The sequence below is a fragment of the Gimesia aquarii genome, from assembly GCF_007748195.1.
Lineage (GTDB): Bacteria > Planctomycetota > Planctomycetia > Planctomycetales > Planctomycetaceae > Gimesia > Gimesia aquarii.
In genome coordinates this window covers 6,101,342-6,115,405 of record NZ_CP037920.1, presented here as the reverse complement: position 1 = coordinate 6,115,405, position 14,064 = coordinate 6,101,342, and the positions used below count along the sequence as shown (strand labels likewise).

Below are 14,064 nucleotides of genomic sequence, written 5' to 3'. Positions count from 1 at the left end.
CCACCCCTTCTGATCTACAAAACGATGTCACATCGTCAGCATTCCTCTCCGTTTTTTTCTTACCCAATTCACACATGAAGTTACTTCACCACAAATCATGGTTTCTGGTTGTGGCTCTGGTTTTTCTAGTAGTCAAGGTGACAGGGTGCGCACTGATCGAAGAAGGGGCTGTGTTGGGTCTGCACAAGCACGCCACGAAAAAAACAGTTAATAAATTACCGGCAATCCCTATATCTCAAGATGCGATGCAGGTAGAGATTGTTTTTATTGAGCGTCCTGTCACAGATCCGCTGCTCGGCTCAACGCTTTGGAATGAAGTTGATGAAATTGGTGCCGTCGAATTGATGGACCAGAAGAATTTGAAGCTGAACGGGTTTCGAGTCGGACATGTTAGCTCTGTTCCTCCAATGGCACTACAGACTTTACTCGGTTTGAAGTCTCATCTGGGGGGAGTGGAAAATGAAGATGAATCTCTATTGCTTTCTGGGCGACGATTGATGCTGCGATCCGGAGTACCCACAGACATTCAAACCAGTGGATTCTATGAGCAGTGCAGTCTTGATTTATTTGAAGATGAAGCACAAGTAGAAACAAAAGAATTTGAACAGGCACGCTGTGTAATGCGGGTGAAGGCTCACAAAGTTCAAGATGGCTGGGCACGCCTCGAATTTACTCCCGAAGTTCATTACGGTGCGCAACAATTAAGACGCACACCCACGAACATCGGTTGGCAACTTGAAAACCGGCAGAACACGACACCGTTTTATAAACAGAAATTTGAAGTGACACTCAATGTGGGAGAGATGACAATCATCACCGCTACAGATGATCCGGAACCCAATTCAGCCGGTCATCATTTCTTCCGTGGAACCGGTCAAAAATCCGACGTTCAAAAAATTCTGGTTGTGCGTTTGGCGAATATGTCAAAAATGGATGTCGTTCGTTCTAAATAAAAAAAGAAGGCAGCTCCCAGTGGAAGTGCCTTCTTATCTTTTCATCATGAATCGTGGCAGATCTAAACCTTGCCGAAGATCGTCTTTCCTGTGGAATAGAGGTCATCACAAGCTTCGCCCATTCGAGTTGCGACACCCTGTTCTGCCGCTTTCAGATAGCTTCGGGGGTCGTAAACTTTTTTGTTGCCAACTTCTCCTTCAATTTTTAAGACGCCATCGTAGTTCTTCATCATGTGATCTACTACAGGACGAGTGAAGGCATACTGTGTGTCAGTATCAATATTCATCTTCACGACACCATATTCCAGAGTCTCACGCAGTTGATCTTCAGGGGTACCTGATCCACCATGAAACACGAGATCGAACGCTGCCTCTTTACCATATTTGGCAACTACTGCTTCCTGGCCGAGCTTGAGAATTTCTGGTCGTAGCTTGACCGAACCCGGTTTGTAACTGCCATGCACGTTTCCAAAAGTTGCCGCAAACATATAACGGCCCAGACCATTCAGTGCTTCATAGACGGCAACCATGTCTTCGGGGGAAGTATAAAGTTTGTCGGCAGGCTGATCCGAGTTGTCGACTCCATCTTCTTCGCCACCCACAACACCGGCTTCTACTTCAAGAATGATTTCATTTGCTGCACATAGCTTTAAGAGTTCGACAGACAATTCCAGATTTTCTTTTAAAGGTAATTCCGATGCATCCAACATATGCGACTGGAATAAGTTTGGAAGTCCGGCCTCACGACGTCGGGCTGTTTCGGCAATTAATGGTTTCAGGAATGAATCAACTTTTCCTGGTTGGCAATGGTCTGTATGCAGGGCAATCAGCACATCGTATCGTTCTGCCAATCGGTGAGTTGCTTCTGCTAAAATGATTGCCCCCAGGACGGCGTCTTTCTGTTCCAGGCCTGAGGCAAATTGGCCACCACCTGTGGAAACCTGAATGATTCCATCTGATTTCTTTTCTGCAAACGCTTTTAATGCACCATTGATTGTGACTAAAGAAGTCACGTTCATTGCGGGATAGGCATAATTACCTTCTTGAGCGGCATCCAGCATCGCTGCGTATTGAGCTGGGGTTGCAATCGGCATTGGTTTTTCCTGTTCAGTTTAAAAGTAGTTAAAAATATTATTGTTCTGAATACTTAAAGTCAGAATGACAGCGTACATTTTACCCATTCAGGGTTATTGTTCAGATGAGTCTGAAGTGTCGATTTCTTCATCACTGAAAGCGAGCAGCATGGAACCGGATATGGTTATTTCAGAGAGCACAATTGTAAGGCTCCAGCCTTTTCCAACTCATGGCTCAGAGTATTCGAACTTTGAGTCGGCTTTTGACGCTGCTTTTATACAGTTTATTAGCAAGTTCCGGCCCGTCATTCAAGTGTGAAGCGATTCCGGAATAGTGAATGCAGGGTAGCTCAACTGCTAAAATGCCTATTTTTTCAAAGGAAATGGAGGCAGTTTCGGCAATTTTTTCAACAGATTGAATCGGGATGGCTCCGAGGGAGTGTTTTCTGGATCAGGGGAGAGGGTGGCATTTGTGTGTTCGTAGAGTTTAGGCTCAGGTGTATAGGCGATAACGCGCAAATCATCAAGTAGAATGGAGCCTAGTCCATTGAGTGACATTGTGAGGACCAAATTCTCAGTTTGCGGTATTTCGCGTATGAGGTCAAATTTTTGCCAGTCGCTCTTTTCGCTCCAGTGAAGTGCACCGCCTGGCCCCATAATACTGTCTTGCAGAGTAGCACCCTGTTGGTTACCGGTAATGGAAGTCGTTACTTTGATCCAACCGGTAATATGCACAATTTGACCACTGCGAACCGCAAGGGGAGGAGTCGTGACTCTGACTAACGGCCCCTTGATATTTGAAGGGATCTCATTGCGTTTCAATGGGGCCGCCAATAATCTCAGACTGAAGTTGCCAGACTTTTTATCTCGTGGATACAATTCGGCAATCGCTTCGGTTCCCTCAATCGAGTTTTGTTCGTGTTTCCAACGTTCAACAACCATTGTATCAATATCTTCAAAGTCACCAGAACGTAACATGTTGGGTTCAATGTTCTTTGAACTGCGTCCAATTCGTTCGATCATCTTCCAATGGTCGGGCAGTGTGCTATACGAAATTGTAAACGGGCTTGTTAGAGCAGAGGAAAAAGTGCGTGTCGCCTCATGCCATTGAGTTCTTTGCAAAATACGGAGCATTTGCATGGAATCACAAGCACGCATACGCGCGGTACGATAGTCCCGACTGGCTAATGCAGTTTCCGCCTCGCTCGCCAATCGTTGAGAACGTTCGAGAATCGCCGGTCCATCCATGCGTGCAATCTGGCTCACGCCTAAATGAACGAGTTCCGCATTTGTTTTCTGACAGCGTTCCAGTTTTGCCTGACATAATTGCACACTGGTTTCAGCAGAAAGCTGGCTAAGTGTACCAACTTTTTTTCTCAGCTTTTCAATGAGACCCTGATCCGAAGTCATAATGATAATTGAAGTCATATCAAATTTGGGAATCGTAATCTGGACGCCCCCATTCACACGCTTCCGCTCTAAATTTCGGATTTCTGTCGTGCTTAATTCCCAGGCTGAGGCAGAGACATTTCCGCCAGGTACAATAATCGTGGCTTCATTTCCGGCCATCTGGTCGGGAACATACTGAGCATTATTGCGATACCAGACCGGTAGAATGAGAACGCCATATTCAGAATGAATGATGGCTGCCTGCAACTCCTGGCCGATTTGCTTGTCCTGTTGAATTTGTAGTTCCCGTTCTGCCAGAAGTTCATCACGTAGTAGTCGTTTCGAACCAGAATTTTTAAAGGCAGCGCCTAATTGTCTGATGCGTGGAGTCGAGCGTTGTCTCAAACTAAAGGGAATGTGAGACGTGACCGTTCCCCTTGCCAGCCAGGGTTCGATCAGTTCAATTTCCATGTTTAACTGACGAATAGCCAGTTTCCGTTCTAAGGCCCCCGGAGTGGTGGTATCATCAAGTCGATTCGTTGTCCAATAGCCGGTAGCACGGCAACCTGCTGAGAGCGCCGCATAGGTTTGTAAACGAATCTGTTCAGGTTCAATTACAATGGGTGTTTTGTTGGATCCACTTCTCCAGCGTTTGTTTGCAGATGTCGGTTCCGTTTGAATCCAGGTCCAGAGAAAGCGACCCGGCGCAATCCGACTTTTGTCGATCAGGGTATTTCGATACTGCAGCAAACTGACATCGCTATTTAGTATATGAGGGCTAGAGCCGATCATTGAAACTTCACGTGCGATTTGTCGTTCATTCCCCAGGACGTCTGCCATAATCGGCCGCTTGAATTGCCGATCAGCACTTTGAATTTGTCCAACCCGGCTGAGTAGTTCGACCCCCTGTTTGCCTGGAATGCGTGTTCCCAGATTCCAGAAAATGATGGGGGCTGTCTGATCCTCGAAGGGAATCAGTGTCGCATCTCGTGACGGGAGGAATGAGCCATGTTCATCTTGAGGACGAGGAGGCGTTGCCATGGCCCATAGACCCTGGTTTTGTAATTGCGAGAGAAACTCATAATCATCGAATTGAGGTGCCCAGACTACGTTCAGGCCGGTCTGTTTGAGTTCGGCCAGATTCTCTCCATGAAAGCGGGTCATCCGGGGAAACATTGGTTTTCCCTGTACCTGGATTCGATCAAGCAGAAATTCCACAATCGGCTTCGATCTTTTTTTATGCATCGCAGCCGCTGAAGCCATTACTGATTGGCTGGGTTTTACAATCGGTGATAGTTTTAAGTCGTCCAGAAGAAATTCCACTTGATCTGAAGAGGAACGCGTCACAATCAGAACTCGTTCCACATACATATCTCGTGTATCGACTTGACGGAGTTTGCTCCGTCCTCGTAATAATCCAATGGATTGATTTACGAGCCCTTCGGAGGTAGTACAACGAAGTTGCTGCCACTTTTCTTCGTCGGTATAAGTATCACCAATCAAATAGATTCTGGCCATCGTCCCCGTTTCCGGATCGATTTGATGTGGCAGTACCGCCTCGAGACCAATTCGAGTACCCCGTCTGTTGGACTTTAACCAGAGTGAAACCGTCAACTCATTAATAATACGACTGGAAGGTAGCTGGTGTGACAGTTCAATGATGGAACCGACATTGCCAGTGACGATTTGCAAATGTTCGGCGGCCGTTCCTTCATGGGGTGTCGTCGTATTTCGGACATGCCACTTTTTTTGTGCTTGAGAAGGATCAATGCGAACCTGCCAACTGACTTTTGACGTATCATCAAAATTAGCATGATAGGTTTCGGCGCGCAAGAGCGATGCGCTGCACAGTTCCAGAATCAGAACCGCCAGCAGACCAATTCGTCCTTGAATTAACTCACAAATTTTGTGTGGCATCAATGCCCAAACTCTGGCCCATCCTGGGGTAGAAAACGCTGTGGAAATGTCACAATCTAGACTAATTTACATACTAAAGTCTGGAGGGTTTTTAAAAGTGATCAACTACTGCTGGGCTTATATGTTTCCCAGTTTCTTTAAACCGAACATCGTTCAGCATTCTTTACAAATTGTTGATTACAAACGGTTTTCGTTTCACTTGATCAACGTCAGCGTTTCTTTTTCTCAACCAAGCGTTGAAGTAGCTAAAAACAGCTTGAATCGCTGGAGATTTTAGAAGAATCTTCAAATTGAGCCAAGACGAAGCCTTCCATTTTTGCGAAACTGGTTAAAGGGACGTCTGTGTGAAAATGTTTTATAAGTTGTTTATTAGATAAGACTTACATTAAATTCTTTTTTAAAGTTTTATAATCGGCACAAAATCTGTTCTATTAGTTACGAAGTTTTCCATGTGGATTCATGGATATGGAGAAGGCACAGGCGCAAACTGAGAAATGATACATTATGAATACGCGACTTTCCGACGAATCAGATAGTGCAAGTTTACCCCGTGAAGTAATCGATCTGGGTAAGAAAATCGCAGAGCTTCCACCAGAGCTTCAGTCGCAGTTGGAAGTTTCCTATTCACGAGTTGTGGAATCTGTGAAACGCCGCCGTCGTATTCTGGGTCTGATTCAAGAAGCATTGGCTCAGCTACGTCTGGATGTCAAATATCTGATGTTCGATTTGGATGCTACCAAAAAAGAACGTGACGAATTGAAAGCACGCCTCGAAGAAACCTAATCAATTACGTTGATAACGTTTCCTCACTTTGATCTTCTGCTGTTTCTTTAAACTTTTGTTTCCGTGACCAGACTTGCGCCAGGATGGTTCCCGTCAACATACAACCAAACATGTAAAGGGCGGGCGGAAGTGCAATCAATTCTTTGCCCGGAAACAAATCGCTCGCCAGAACTGCTCCCAAACCAGCGTTCTGCATGCCCACTTCGAGTGTTAGTGCTCTTCGTTTTGCTTCATCAAGTTTGACGACCGCACCGGCGAGATATCCAAACAGATATCCCAAAATGTTAATCACCAGTAAAGCCGCCGCGAGAGACAAAAATACCTGTTGCAGACGATTCTGATTCAAACTGATAATGGTCGCAATGATCCATAAGATCGAAAGATTGGCGAACGTCGGTCCAATTAACTGCATGAATCGACTGAATCGTTGATTTTTGCGAGCGAGCAGATGCCCGGCAATCACGGGAATGACAACCTGTAGTAGTAATTTCACAAATGTGTCGATCGCGAGTTGTACTGCGTCAATATCAGTACCCGCAACTGCGAGATACAAGAACAGCGGGACGATCAGGGGGGAGAGCAGGGTCGCTGTTGTGGTCAGGCAGACCGAATAACTGACGTTCCCTCGTGCAGCCAGGGTTAATACATTCGAGGCCATGGCACCGGGAACACAGCCTACCAGAATAATACCAATGCGCAACTCTGGATTGTTCAAAAAGAACAGACTCATCAGATAAGCCAATCCCGGCATGACAGTATATTGCACAAATGTGCCACTTAATACGGTATGCCAACGGCGGAAGACCTCCCGTACTTCATCGGCGGGAAGCAGTGCGCCGATAACGAACATCGTCAAAGCAAATAAATACGAAAGATAAGGCTTCGAAGCATGAAAGGGGTGGAAATCGAAGGGAATGAGTTGATCCCAGAAGACAGCGACAGCAGATAATAGAATCAGCCAGAATAGCAGAAAGCGTTGCAGCATGATTGATAAGTCCGGAAGATTCAAAGGTCTGTGTTGTTTTGGGATCCCAATATTCTGAGAGGATCACTGCTGCGATCATTTGTGGGATGTTCTAAATCGGTTATGATTCCTGAATGTAATCGAATCGTTTCTGAATTTCTATGAATAACACCATAATGATGAATGCGGACCATCTGGCCGATTTTGTAACAGACTTCGAAGAATCGGGGCAGGTAAGACGCATCTCTGCTCCGGTGGAATCGGAGTTGGAAATCACTGCGATTACAGAATATGTCATCAAGTCGAACCAGAATGGTACTGCACCAGCCCTGTTGTTCGATAACGTGATCGGGCATAAAATCCCTGTTCTCACAAACTTGTATGGTAGTCTGCCGCGGATGCTGCAGATTTTGCGTACTGGTTCTCTCGATACGATTGCCGATCGAGTAACGGGGTTGTTACAGCCTGACCTTCCGGAAGGCTGGCTCGATTCTTTGCAGATGATTCCGCAGTTTTCGCAGTTACTCAATATCAAACCGCGGGTTGTCAAAACAGCCAGTTGCCAACAGGTGGTCAAATTAGGTCGCGATGTCAATCTCAGAGAATTTCCTCTCCTAAAGTGTTGGCCGGATGAAGAATATTCGACAATCACGGCGGCGCAAATTGTGACCTTTGATCCCGATACCAATACCCGATTTGTCAACACACGTCCGATTCAAGTCATTTCAGATCAGCAATTGGCCATTCGCTGGAGCCAACATGACGCGGGTCACCAGCTCTTGCAGAAGTATCAGTCTCGCGCGCAGCAAATGCCAGTGGCGGTTGTATTAGGAGCCGATCCCGTTTGCCTCTATACAGCTCACGCACCACTTCCAACGCCAACGGATCCTTATGCTTTCAGCGGTTTTCTTCGCAATCGCGCTTTGGAACTGGTCAAAGGTCGTACCATCGATCTTGATGTTCCCGCACAGGCCGAAATTGTAATGGAAGGCTTCATTGATACCACAACAGAACCACAGGAAGTGAGTGTGGTTGCCAACCCCACAGGTTTTTATAGTTCGGCGGAAATGGTGTTCCCATTGCATTTGTCTGCCGTCACGCATCGCGCGAATCCGATTTGGCCGGCTTTGATTCCTGCCGCACCGCCCGCGGAAGAAGGCATCTTTTCTCAGGCAACCGGACGGATCTTTCTGCCCTTGTTGAAATTAATAGTACCGGAAATTGTAGATGTTCATTTTCCCTCAGCAGGTGTGGGGCGCTATCTGATGTTTGTGAGTATTCAGAAATCCTATCCACAGCAGGCACGCCGCGTTGTGAATGCATTGTGGAGTCTGGAACGCTTACTCTCATTAAAGATGATTTTCGTCGTGGATCAGGATGTGAACGTGCATGATGAGCAGGAAATCTGGTATCATGTCAGTACGAATGTGAATACCGGACGTGATTTGATTTACTCAGAAGGTCCCGGCGATGTGTATGATCACAGTTCAAATGTGATGGGTATCGGCCATAAGCTGGGATTCGATGCGACCCGGAAATCAACGGCAGAAGGCCATTCCCGCGAATGGCCCGCTGCACTCAAAATGACATCAGACATACAACAGCGCGTACGTAGCCGATTAGATGAATTAGGCCTTTCCTGAAAGAAATTGAACAGATACCTTAGTTATGAATGTAGATAAAACCGGCTCACGTGTGCAGCAGATGTTTGGCGAGATCGCGCCCCGCTATGACTTTATGAACCATTTTCTTTCGGGAGGTGTAGATTATTATTGGCGGTGGCGAACGGTGCGGAAAGTCGCACCGGCGGGAGAAGCACCGATTCTGGATGTCTGTACGGGAACCGGTGATCTTGCTATTTCGTATCTCAAAAAGACCGGCGGCAAAACACAAGTCATTGGTGCCGACTTCACGCATGATATGCTGAAGCTGGCACTGAAGAAAAACAACAGTGCAGCTCTGAATTTTCTTGAAGCAGATACGCAGCAGCTACCGTTTGCCGATAATCAGTTTCAGATTGTCTCTGTTTCATTTGGATTGAGAAATGTATCCGATACCAGACAGGGGCTCAAAGAAATGATTCGCGTTTGTCAGCCCGGTGGTCAGGTTGCTGTACTGGAATTTTCGATGCCCACCAATCCTCTATTTCGAGCCAGCTATCAATTTTATTTTCGACATATTTTACCAAAAATGGGACAATTACTGGCCCGCAACAGACAGTCAGCCTATAACTATCTGCCGGAGTCGGTATCAGAGTTTCCCTATGGCAAGGAGTTGGCCGATTTGATGGATGAGTGTGGATTACAGGGAACGCGCTGGTATCCACTCACATTCGGAATTGCCACGCTGTATGTGGGTACGAAACCGGAACTCTCAACTGAGAGGAAGTAACCCGTTTCAGAATCAACTCAGATGTAGTAAATAAGGTGCATCCGCATGTCTAACGTTGTCGTTGCAATCACAGGGGCCAGTGGTTCCATTTATGCCGTACGATTGGTCGAAGTTCTGATGGCTGCCGGCCGCACCGTACACCTTACGATGAGCCCGGCTGCGACTTATGTGTTAAAGCAGGAACTCGGACTCAAGATCGACTTAGAGGAATTCGACCCCAAGCAACTTCTTCCCGATCCTTCGAACCTCCCGGAAGATAGCGCGATCAGCAAAATGAAGAATGCGTCCAACGAAGATTTTGCGTTGAGTTCTGTGCTGGGGGAATCCGATGTGAAACAGGGAGAACTGATTTATCATCATTACCAGGATTTTATGTCGGGTATTGCCAGCGGGTCTTTTTTGACTGCCGGCATGGTGATCTGTCCCTGTTCGATGGGAACCCTGGGAAGTATCGCCTCGGGGGCTTGTAACAACCTGATTCATCGGGCTGCCGATGTGCATTTGAAAGAGCGACGCAAGCTGATTTTGGTAGCCCGCGAAACGCCACTCGGTTTGATTCCGCTGGAGAATATGGTTCGTTTGACGCAAGCCGGTGCGACGATCATGCCGGCTGCACCTGGCTTTTATCATAATCCGGTTACGATTCATGATTTGGTCGATTTCATTTCAGGGCGGATTTGTGATCATCTGGGAATCAAGCACGACATTCATCAACGCTGGGGCAGCTAGGAATCAAGGTTCTTAGATGTATTGAGTAACTGACTTCTGCGAGTGGGTTTCATTGCGATTCTTTCGTTGAGCGGTTAAAAATAACGATAGAGATAAACAAACCCAACTCATCAGTCGGACTGATCAGCAAATGGAACGGAAGGCCTCTGTGGAATCGATTTCCCGCATTCATCAACTCGATACCAGCGTGATTAACAAGATCGCCGCGGGGGAAGTCATCGAGCGTCCAGCCAGTGCTGTCAAAGAGTTGCTCGATAACAGTGTCGATGCACTGGCTACCCGAATCGAAGTCGACATCATGAATGGAGGGGCCGACCTGATTCGCGTCGTCGATAACGGCGAAGGCATTCACCCTGACGATTTATTGCTCGCCGTTTCCAGCCATGCCACCAGTAAAATTACTTCAGCCGATGATCTCTTCAGCGTGCAGACCATGGGCTTTCGCGGCGAGGCGCTGGCTTCGATTTCCGAAGTCAGCCAGTTTCGTATTCGCACACGCACAGCCGATCAATCTCAGGGTCTCGAATTTGAAGTCAATACGGGAGCCGCTGGTAAACCACAGCCCTGCGGCTGCCCTTTAGGAACGTCGATTGAAATCAGGCAGCTCTTTGCCAATACACCAGTGCGACGAAAATTCCTGAAAACGACCAAAACCGAGTTTGGGCATATCAGCGAACAGTTTACCCGCGCGGCACTCGCACATCCTCGACTCTACATGGTGTTACGGCACAATAATAAAGTCATCTTTGATCTGCCCCCTTCAGATAATCTGATCGATCGCCTGCGTCTGTTTTATGGAAAGAAACTGGCCGATCACTTGATCTGGGTTGAGTCAGAAGTGGATGACATTCGCATTTGGGGATATGTGTCTCATCCCAGTCAAAATAAATCGACTCGCAAAGGGCAGTACCTGTTTTTAAATGGTCGCTGGATTCAAGATCGCACGTTGCAGCATGCGTTGACCGAAGCCTATCGAGGACTACTCATGGTGGGGCGACAACCGATCTCGTTCCTTTATCTGGATATGCCGGCTTCGATGGTTGATGTGAATGTGCATCCGACGAAATCGGAAGTGCGGTTTCGGGACGGCCAGAATCTGTATCGTCAGTTACTTTCGACGTTGCGCAGCCAGTTTCTGAGTATGGACTTGCAAACGCAGATGTCACTGACCAAAAAAGGTGACATTGATTCTGGTTCAATCACACCGCCTGAAATACCTCAGCAAAAACAAACACAAATGGACCTGACCAGCTGGGCGAAGGAACAATTGGGACAAGCGACCGAAGAGCGTCCTCCGATACAAGTGAATTCTACACCGCGTTCAATTTCCAGCAGACCCGATCCAGCCAGACCATTTAGCAGTCAGGGTACGACTGCCCGTGAGAGCACAACACTTGCCAGGTTTCAGGAAGCTGCCGAACGTGCGTTGTCACAATCTGAAGAGGTCAGTACAGAGCCCGTTCTGATTCCGGAAAGTGATCGACAGGAAGATCAATTTGCGGAAGTCGCGACTGCAGATTTACGACCGATTCAAGTATTGAACTGCTACATCGTCGTTGAGATCAAAGGGGCGCTGACAATCATCGATCAACACGCACTCCATGAACGAATTATGTATGAATATTTCCGGAAGCGTGTGTTGGCCCAGTCTGTCGAATCACAGAAGTTACTCGTCCCTTTGACGGTTGAGATGAGTCCCAAAGAGACGGCTCTCATTCTGGACCATGCGGAAATGCTCAACAGCTTTGGTCTGGGCATCGAAGAATTCGGCGGCAACACTCTATTGGTAAACAGCTATCCTGTGATGTTACAGCGGGTGAATCTGGAGCAGTTAGTTCGCGACATTGCCGATAACCTCGATCAATCCAAACAGCCTTCCCGACGGGACCTGCTGGATGATTTAATCACGATGATGTCGTGTAAAGCCGCCATCAAAGCGGGGCAGCGTTTGACACAGGAAGAAATCTTCAGCCTGCTCGAACAACGCCATCTCATCGATGACGCCCATCATTGTCCACATGGAAGACCCTCGGCATTAGTACTCAGCCATGCCGAACTCGACCGACAATTCGGTCGTATGGGCTAGGTTCGCAATACCTGTAAGAAAAAATGGTATCCCCAAAATTTACCAGCTATCATCAAATAGCAGAGATGCTGAAGTCACTCTACCTTGGATATTGCTGAATCATTCTGCTAGCATAATAGCTAATCTATCCTGGAACTCATTGGTTAAGATTGAATCAAGCCAGATAGTTAATCATAAGTATGCAATTTTCAGAATCTCATTTTTTGAGGCATGTAATTGATGAAACCACATTATTTCTGCCTTCTTGCTTGTTTAATCATATTCCTCTCACTACCTCAGACTGCTGATTCCCAGGCACCCGGAAACTGGCAATCAATCAGTGTTGATGGTCTCGATGATTGGAGCGATCCAGGCAAATGGTGGTCATCAGAAAAGGGAGTCATCGTCGCTGAGTCGGTTGGCGGGAAATCGCTACCGAAAATTCACCATTTGATTTGGGACGGCAAGCTAAAAGATAATTTCGAATTCCGACTGGAATATCGAATCATAAGTAGGGCGCCACAGGATGCTGGAGTCTATTTTCTTGTGGATCGAAGTCAAAAGGTTAATAAGAAGGGGAATCTAGCCGGATATCAGGCCGAATTAGATACCGCAAACCTTTATAGCACCAATCGATGGCAACGCGAGGGCAAGTTATTCGGTCACATTTTTGATGGAAAACGACACCGAATGTTTAAACGTGGCAACCGAGTCAGAATCGAGGCAAATGAAAAAGAAAAGATTGTACCTCTCCCACATTCATTTCAAGCGACTAAGGTCTTTCGGAAGCCACCAGAATGGAATAACTGTCTGGTTCGAGTCAAAGGCAATATGGTTCAGCTCTACTTAAACGGAAAGCTGGCCAATGAGATTGTCGATCGCGTTGTCGAGAAGCGACCATCTGGCGATGCAATTGCACTACAATTTCGACCCAACGGTGCCTATCGATTTGAAGTCAGAAGACTGAAGTTCAGAACGCTTGACTAGTCACACCGTCTTGCCTTTTTGTCTGCATTTCAAAAAGGACCATCATAAAAGGGCCAGAGACAGAAAAATCCGGTTCTCACTATCTCCTGACCTATGAATTCTTTATTAGGATCGAAACAGCCTTTTCTACTGTTGTCGGCTCGTCTTACGCGCTGCAGGCGAACTTTTTAGAGGGGAGCGTGTCTGTCTGGGAGAAAGCACTTTTTCTCAGGAGAGACTGGTTCTTGATACAAAATAGAAAGCGAATTCATGAGAATCTATCTGGACGATGTACGACCGGCGCCGCCGGGCTGGCGGCAGGTACGCTGGCCTGAAGAAGCGATAACACTTTTAGAGACAGGCAACGTCAGAGAAATCAGTCTAGACCATGATCTGGGCGATGACACACGCGGGACGGGTTACGATGTGCTGCTGTGGATTGAAGAAGCCGTCGCCACGCGCGACTTCGATCCTCCGGCGATTCACGTGCACACCGCCAACCCACCGGCCCGCAACCGGATGCTTTCAGCCCTTGTTTCAATCCAGCGACTGACCGAGTGTTACTGCGGCGCGGATTGAATAGAAAAAGGGCCAAGGACGGAAAATCGAGTCGTGCCCCTTAAGCTTCTCATTAGGAAAAAACACCAACCATCATCTGCGTTTTTTAGAAACCGTTCTTGTTTTTCTATTTCTTCCGCTTTTTTCTATTAGCGTCTGAGACGATGATGCTCTAATTGGATTGGCTGCTGCTCCAATCGCTGTTTTTATCATGATCAGTCAGTTTTAAATGGTCAGGGAGAAACTCGCAGCAATACAGGTACTGATCAGATAACC

At 47.1% G+C, this 14,064-nt stretch carries 11 protein-coding genes; 8 read left to right on the top strand and 3 right to left on the bottom strand.

From position 1 onward, the window contains the following. Positions 1-74 precede the first annotated feature (74 nt). A complete protein-coding gene (locus tag V144x_RS23355) occupies positions 75-953 on the top strand; it encodes a hypothetical protein (RefSeq protein ID WP_144988719.1) in 879 nt (292 codons plus the stop codon). A 62-nt stretch (positions 954-1,015) separates the two neighbouring features. Here the strand turns inward: V144x_RS23355 and fbaA are convergent, their stop codons facing one another. Together fbaA and V144x_RS23345 are read right to left on the bottom strand one after the other, a co-directional pair. Then, positions 1,016-2,047, bottom strand: a complete 1,032-nt coding sequence (fbaA, locus tag V144x_RS23350; RefSeq protein WP_144988717.1) for a class II fructose-bisphosphate aldolase — start codon at positions 2,045-2,047, stop codon at positions 1,016-1,018. Between the two features lie 345 nt (positions 2,048-2,392). Beyond that, positions 2,393-5,332: a hypothetical protein gene (locus tag V144x_RS23345; RefSeq protein ID WP_144988715.1), complete on the bottom strand. Its 2,940-nt coding sequence runs from the start codon at positions 5,330-5,332 to the stop codon at positions 2,393-2,395. A 504-nt stretch (positions 5,333-5,836) separates the two neighbouring features. Between V144x_RS23345 and V144x_RS23340 the strand changes: the two genes are divergently transcribed. Beyond that, positions 5,837-6,115, top strand: a complete 279-nt coding sequence (locus tag V144x_RS23340) for a transcriptional regulator (RefSeq protein ID WP_144988713.1) — start codon at positions 5,837-5,839, stop codon at positions 6,113-6,115. Positions 6,116-6,119: 4 nt separating this feature from the next. Here V144x_RS23340 and V144x_RS23335 read toward each other — a convergent pair whose 3' ends face one another. Continuing rightward, positions 6,120-7,100 carry a bile acid:sodium symporter family protein gene (locus V144x_RS23335; protein ID WP_144988711.1) on the bottom strand — a complete coding sequence of 327 codons (981 nt, stop codon included), beginning with the start codon at positions 7,098-7,100 and terminating at the stop codon, positions 6,120-6,122. A gap of 140 nt (positions 7,101-7,240) precedes the next feature. Between V144x_RS23335 and V144x_RS23330 the strand changes: the two genes are divergently transcribed. The 6 genes from V144x_RS23330 (at position 7,241) to V144x_RS23305 (ending at position 13,809) form a co-directional block, all read left to right on the top strand. Continuing rightward, a complete protein-coding gene (locus V144x_RS23330; protein WP_144988709.1) occupies positions 7,241-8,722 on the top strand; it encodes a UbiD family decarboxylase in 1,482 nt (493 codons plus the stop codon). Positions 8,723-8,747: 25 nt separating this feature from the next. Continuing rightward, on the top strand, positions 8,748-9,470 hold the full coding sequence (gene ubiE / locus V144x_RS23325) for a bifunctional demethylmenaquinone methyltransferase/2-methoxy-6-polyprenyl-1,4-benzoquinol methylase UbiE (protein WP_144988707.1): 723 nt from the start codon (positions 8,748-8,750) through the stop codon (positions 9,468-9,470). A 45-nt stretch (positions 9,471-9,515) separates the two neighbouring features. Continuing rightward, positions 9,516-10,199, top strand: coding sequence for a UbiX family flavin prenyltransferase (locus V144x_RS23320; protein WP_144988705.1), 684 nt, complete (start codon positions 9,516-9,518; stop codon positions 10,197-10,199). 130 nt (positions 10,200-10,329) lie between these two features. Continuing rightward, a complete protein-coding gene (mutL, locus tag V144x_RS23315; RefSeq protein WP_144988703.1) occupies positions 10,330-12,285 on the top strand; it encodes a DNA mismatch repair endonuclease MutL in 1,956 nt (651 codons plus the stop codon). 219 nt (positions 12,286-12,504) lie between these two features. Further along, complete coding sequence (locus V144x_RS23310) at positions 12,505-13,251, top strand: 3-keto-disaccharide hydrolase (RefSeq protein ID WP_144988701.1); 747 nt, start codon at positions 12,505-12,507, stop codon at positions 13,249-13,251. Between the two features lie 249 nt (positions 13,252-13,500). Further along, a complete protein-coding gene (locus V144x_RS23305; RefSeq protein WP_144988699.1) occupies positions 13,501-13,809 on the top strand; it encodes a cyclic-phosphate processing receiver domain-containing protein in 309 nt (102 codons plus the stop codon). The last annotated feature ends 255 nt before the right edge of the window (positions 13,810-14,064 follow it).

What these genes read in the sequence shown, in the direction of transcription:
- V144x_RS23320 (WP_144988705.1), top strand. Translation starts at nt 9,516, where the DNA reads ATGTCTAACGTTGTCGTTGCAATCACAGGGGCCAGTGGTTCCATTTAT.
- ubiE (WP_144988707.1), top strand. Translation starts at nt 8,748, where the DNA reads ATGAATGTAGATAAAACCGGCTCACGTGTGCAGCAGATGTTTGGCGAG.
- V144x_RS23355 (WP_144988719.1), top strand. Translation starts at nt 75, where the DNA reads ATGAAGTTACTTCACCACAAATCATGGTTTCTGGTTGTGGCTCTGGTT.
- V144x_RS23310 (WP_144988701.1), top strand. Translation starts at nt 12,505, where the DNA reads ATGAAACCACATTATTTCTGCCTTCTTGCTTGTTTAATCATATTCCTC.
- V144x_RS23330 (WP_144988709.1), top strand. Translation starts at nt 7,241, where the DNA reads ATGAATAACACCATAATGATGAATGCGGACCATCTGGCCGATTTTGTA.
- fbaA (WP_144988717.1), bottom strand. Translation starts at nt 2,047, where the DNA reads ATGCCGATTGCAACCCCAGCTCAATACGCAGCGATGCTGGATGCCGCT.
- V144x_RS23305 (WP_144988699.1), top strand. Translation starts at nt 13,501, where the DNA reads ATGAGAATCTATCTGGACGATGTACGACCGGCGCCGCCGGGCTGGCGG.
- V144x_RS23345 (WP_144988715.1), bottom strand. Translation starts at nt 5,332, where the DNA reads ATGCCACACAAAATTTGTGAGTTAATTCAAGGACGAATTGGTCTGCTG.
- mutL (WP_144988703.1), top strand. Translation starts at nt 10,330, where the DNA reads ATGGAACGGAAGGCCTCTGTGGAATCGATTTCCCGCATTCATCAACTC.
- V144x_RS23340 (WP_144988713.1), top strand. Translation starts at nt 5,837, where the DNA reads ATGAATACGCGACTTTCCGACGAATCAGATAGTGCAAGTTTACCCCGT.
- V144x_RS23335 (WP_144988711.1), bottom strand. Translation starts at nt 7,100, where the DNA reads ATGCTGCAACGCTTTCTGCTATTCTGGCTGATTCTATTATCTGCTGTC.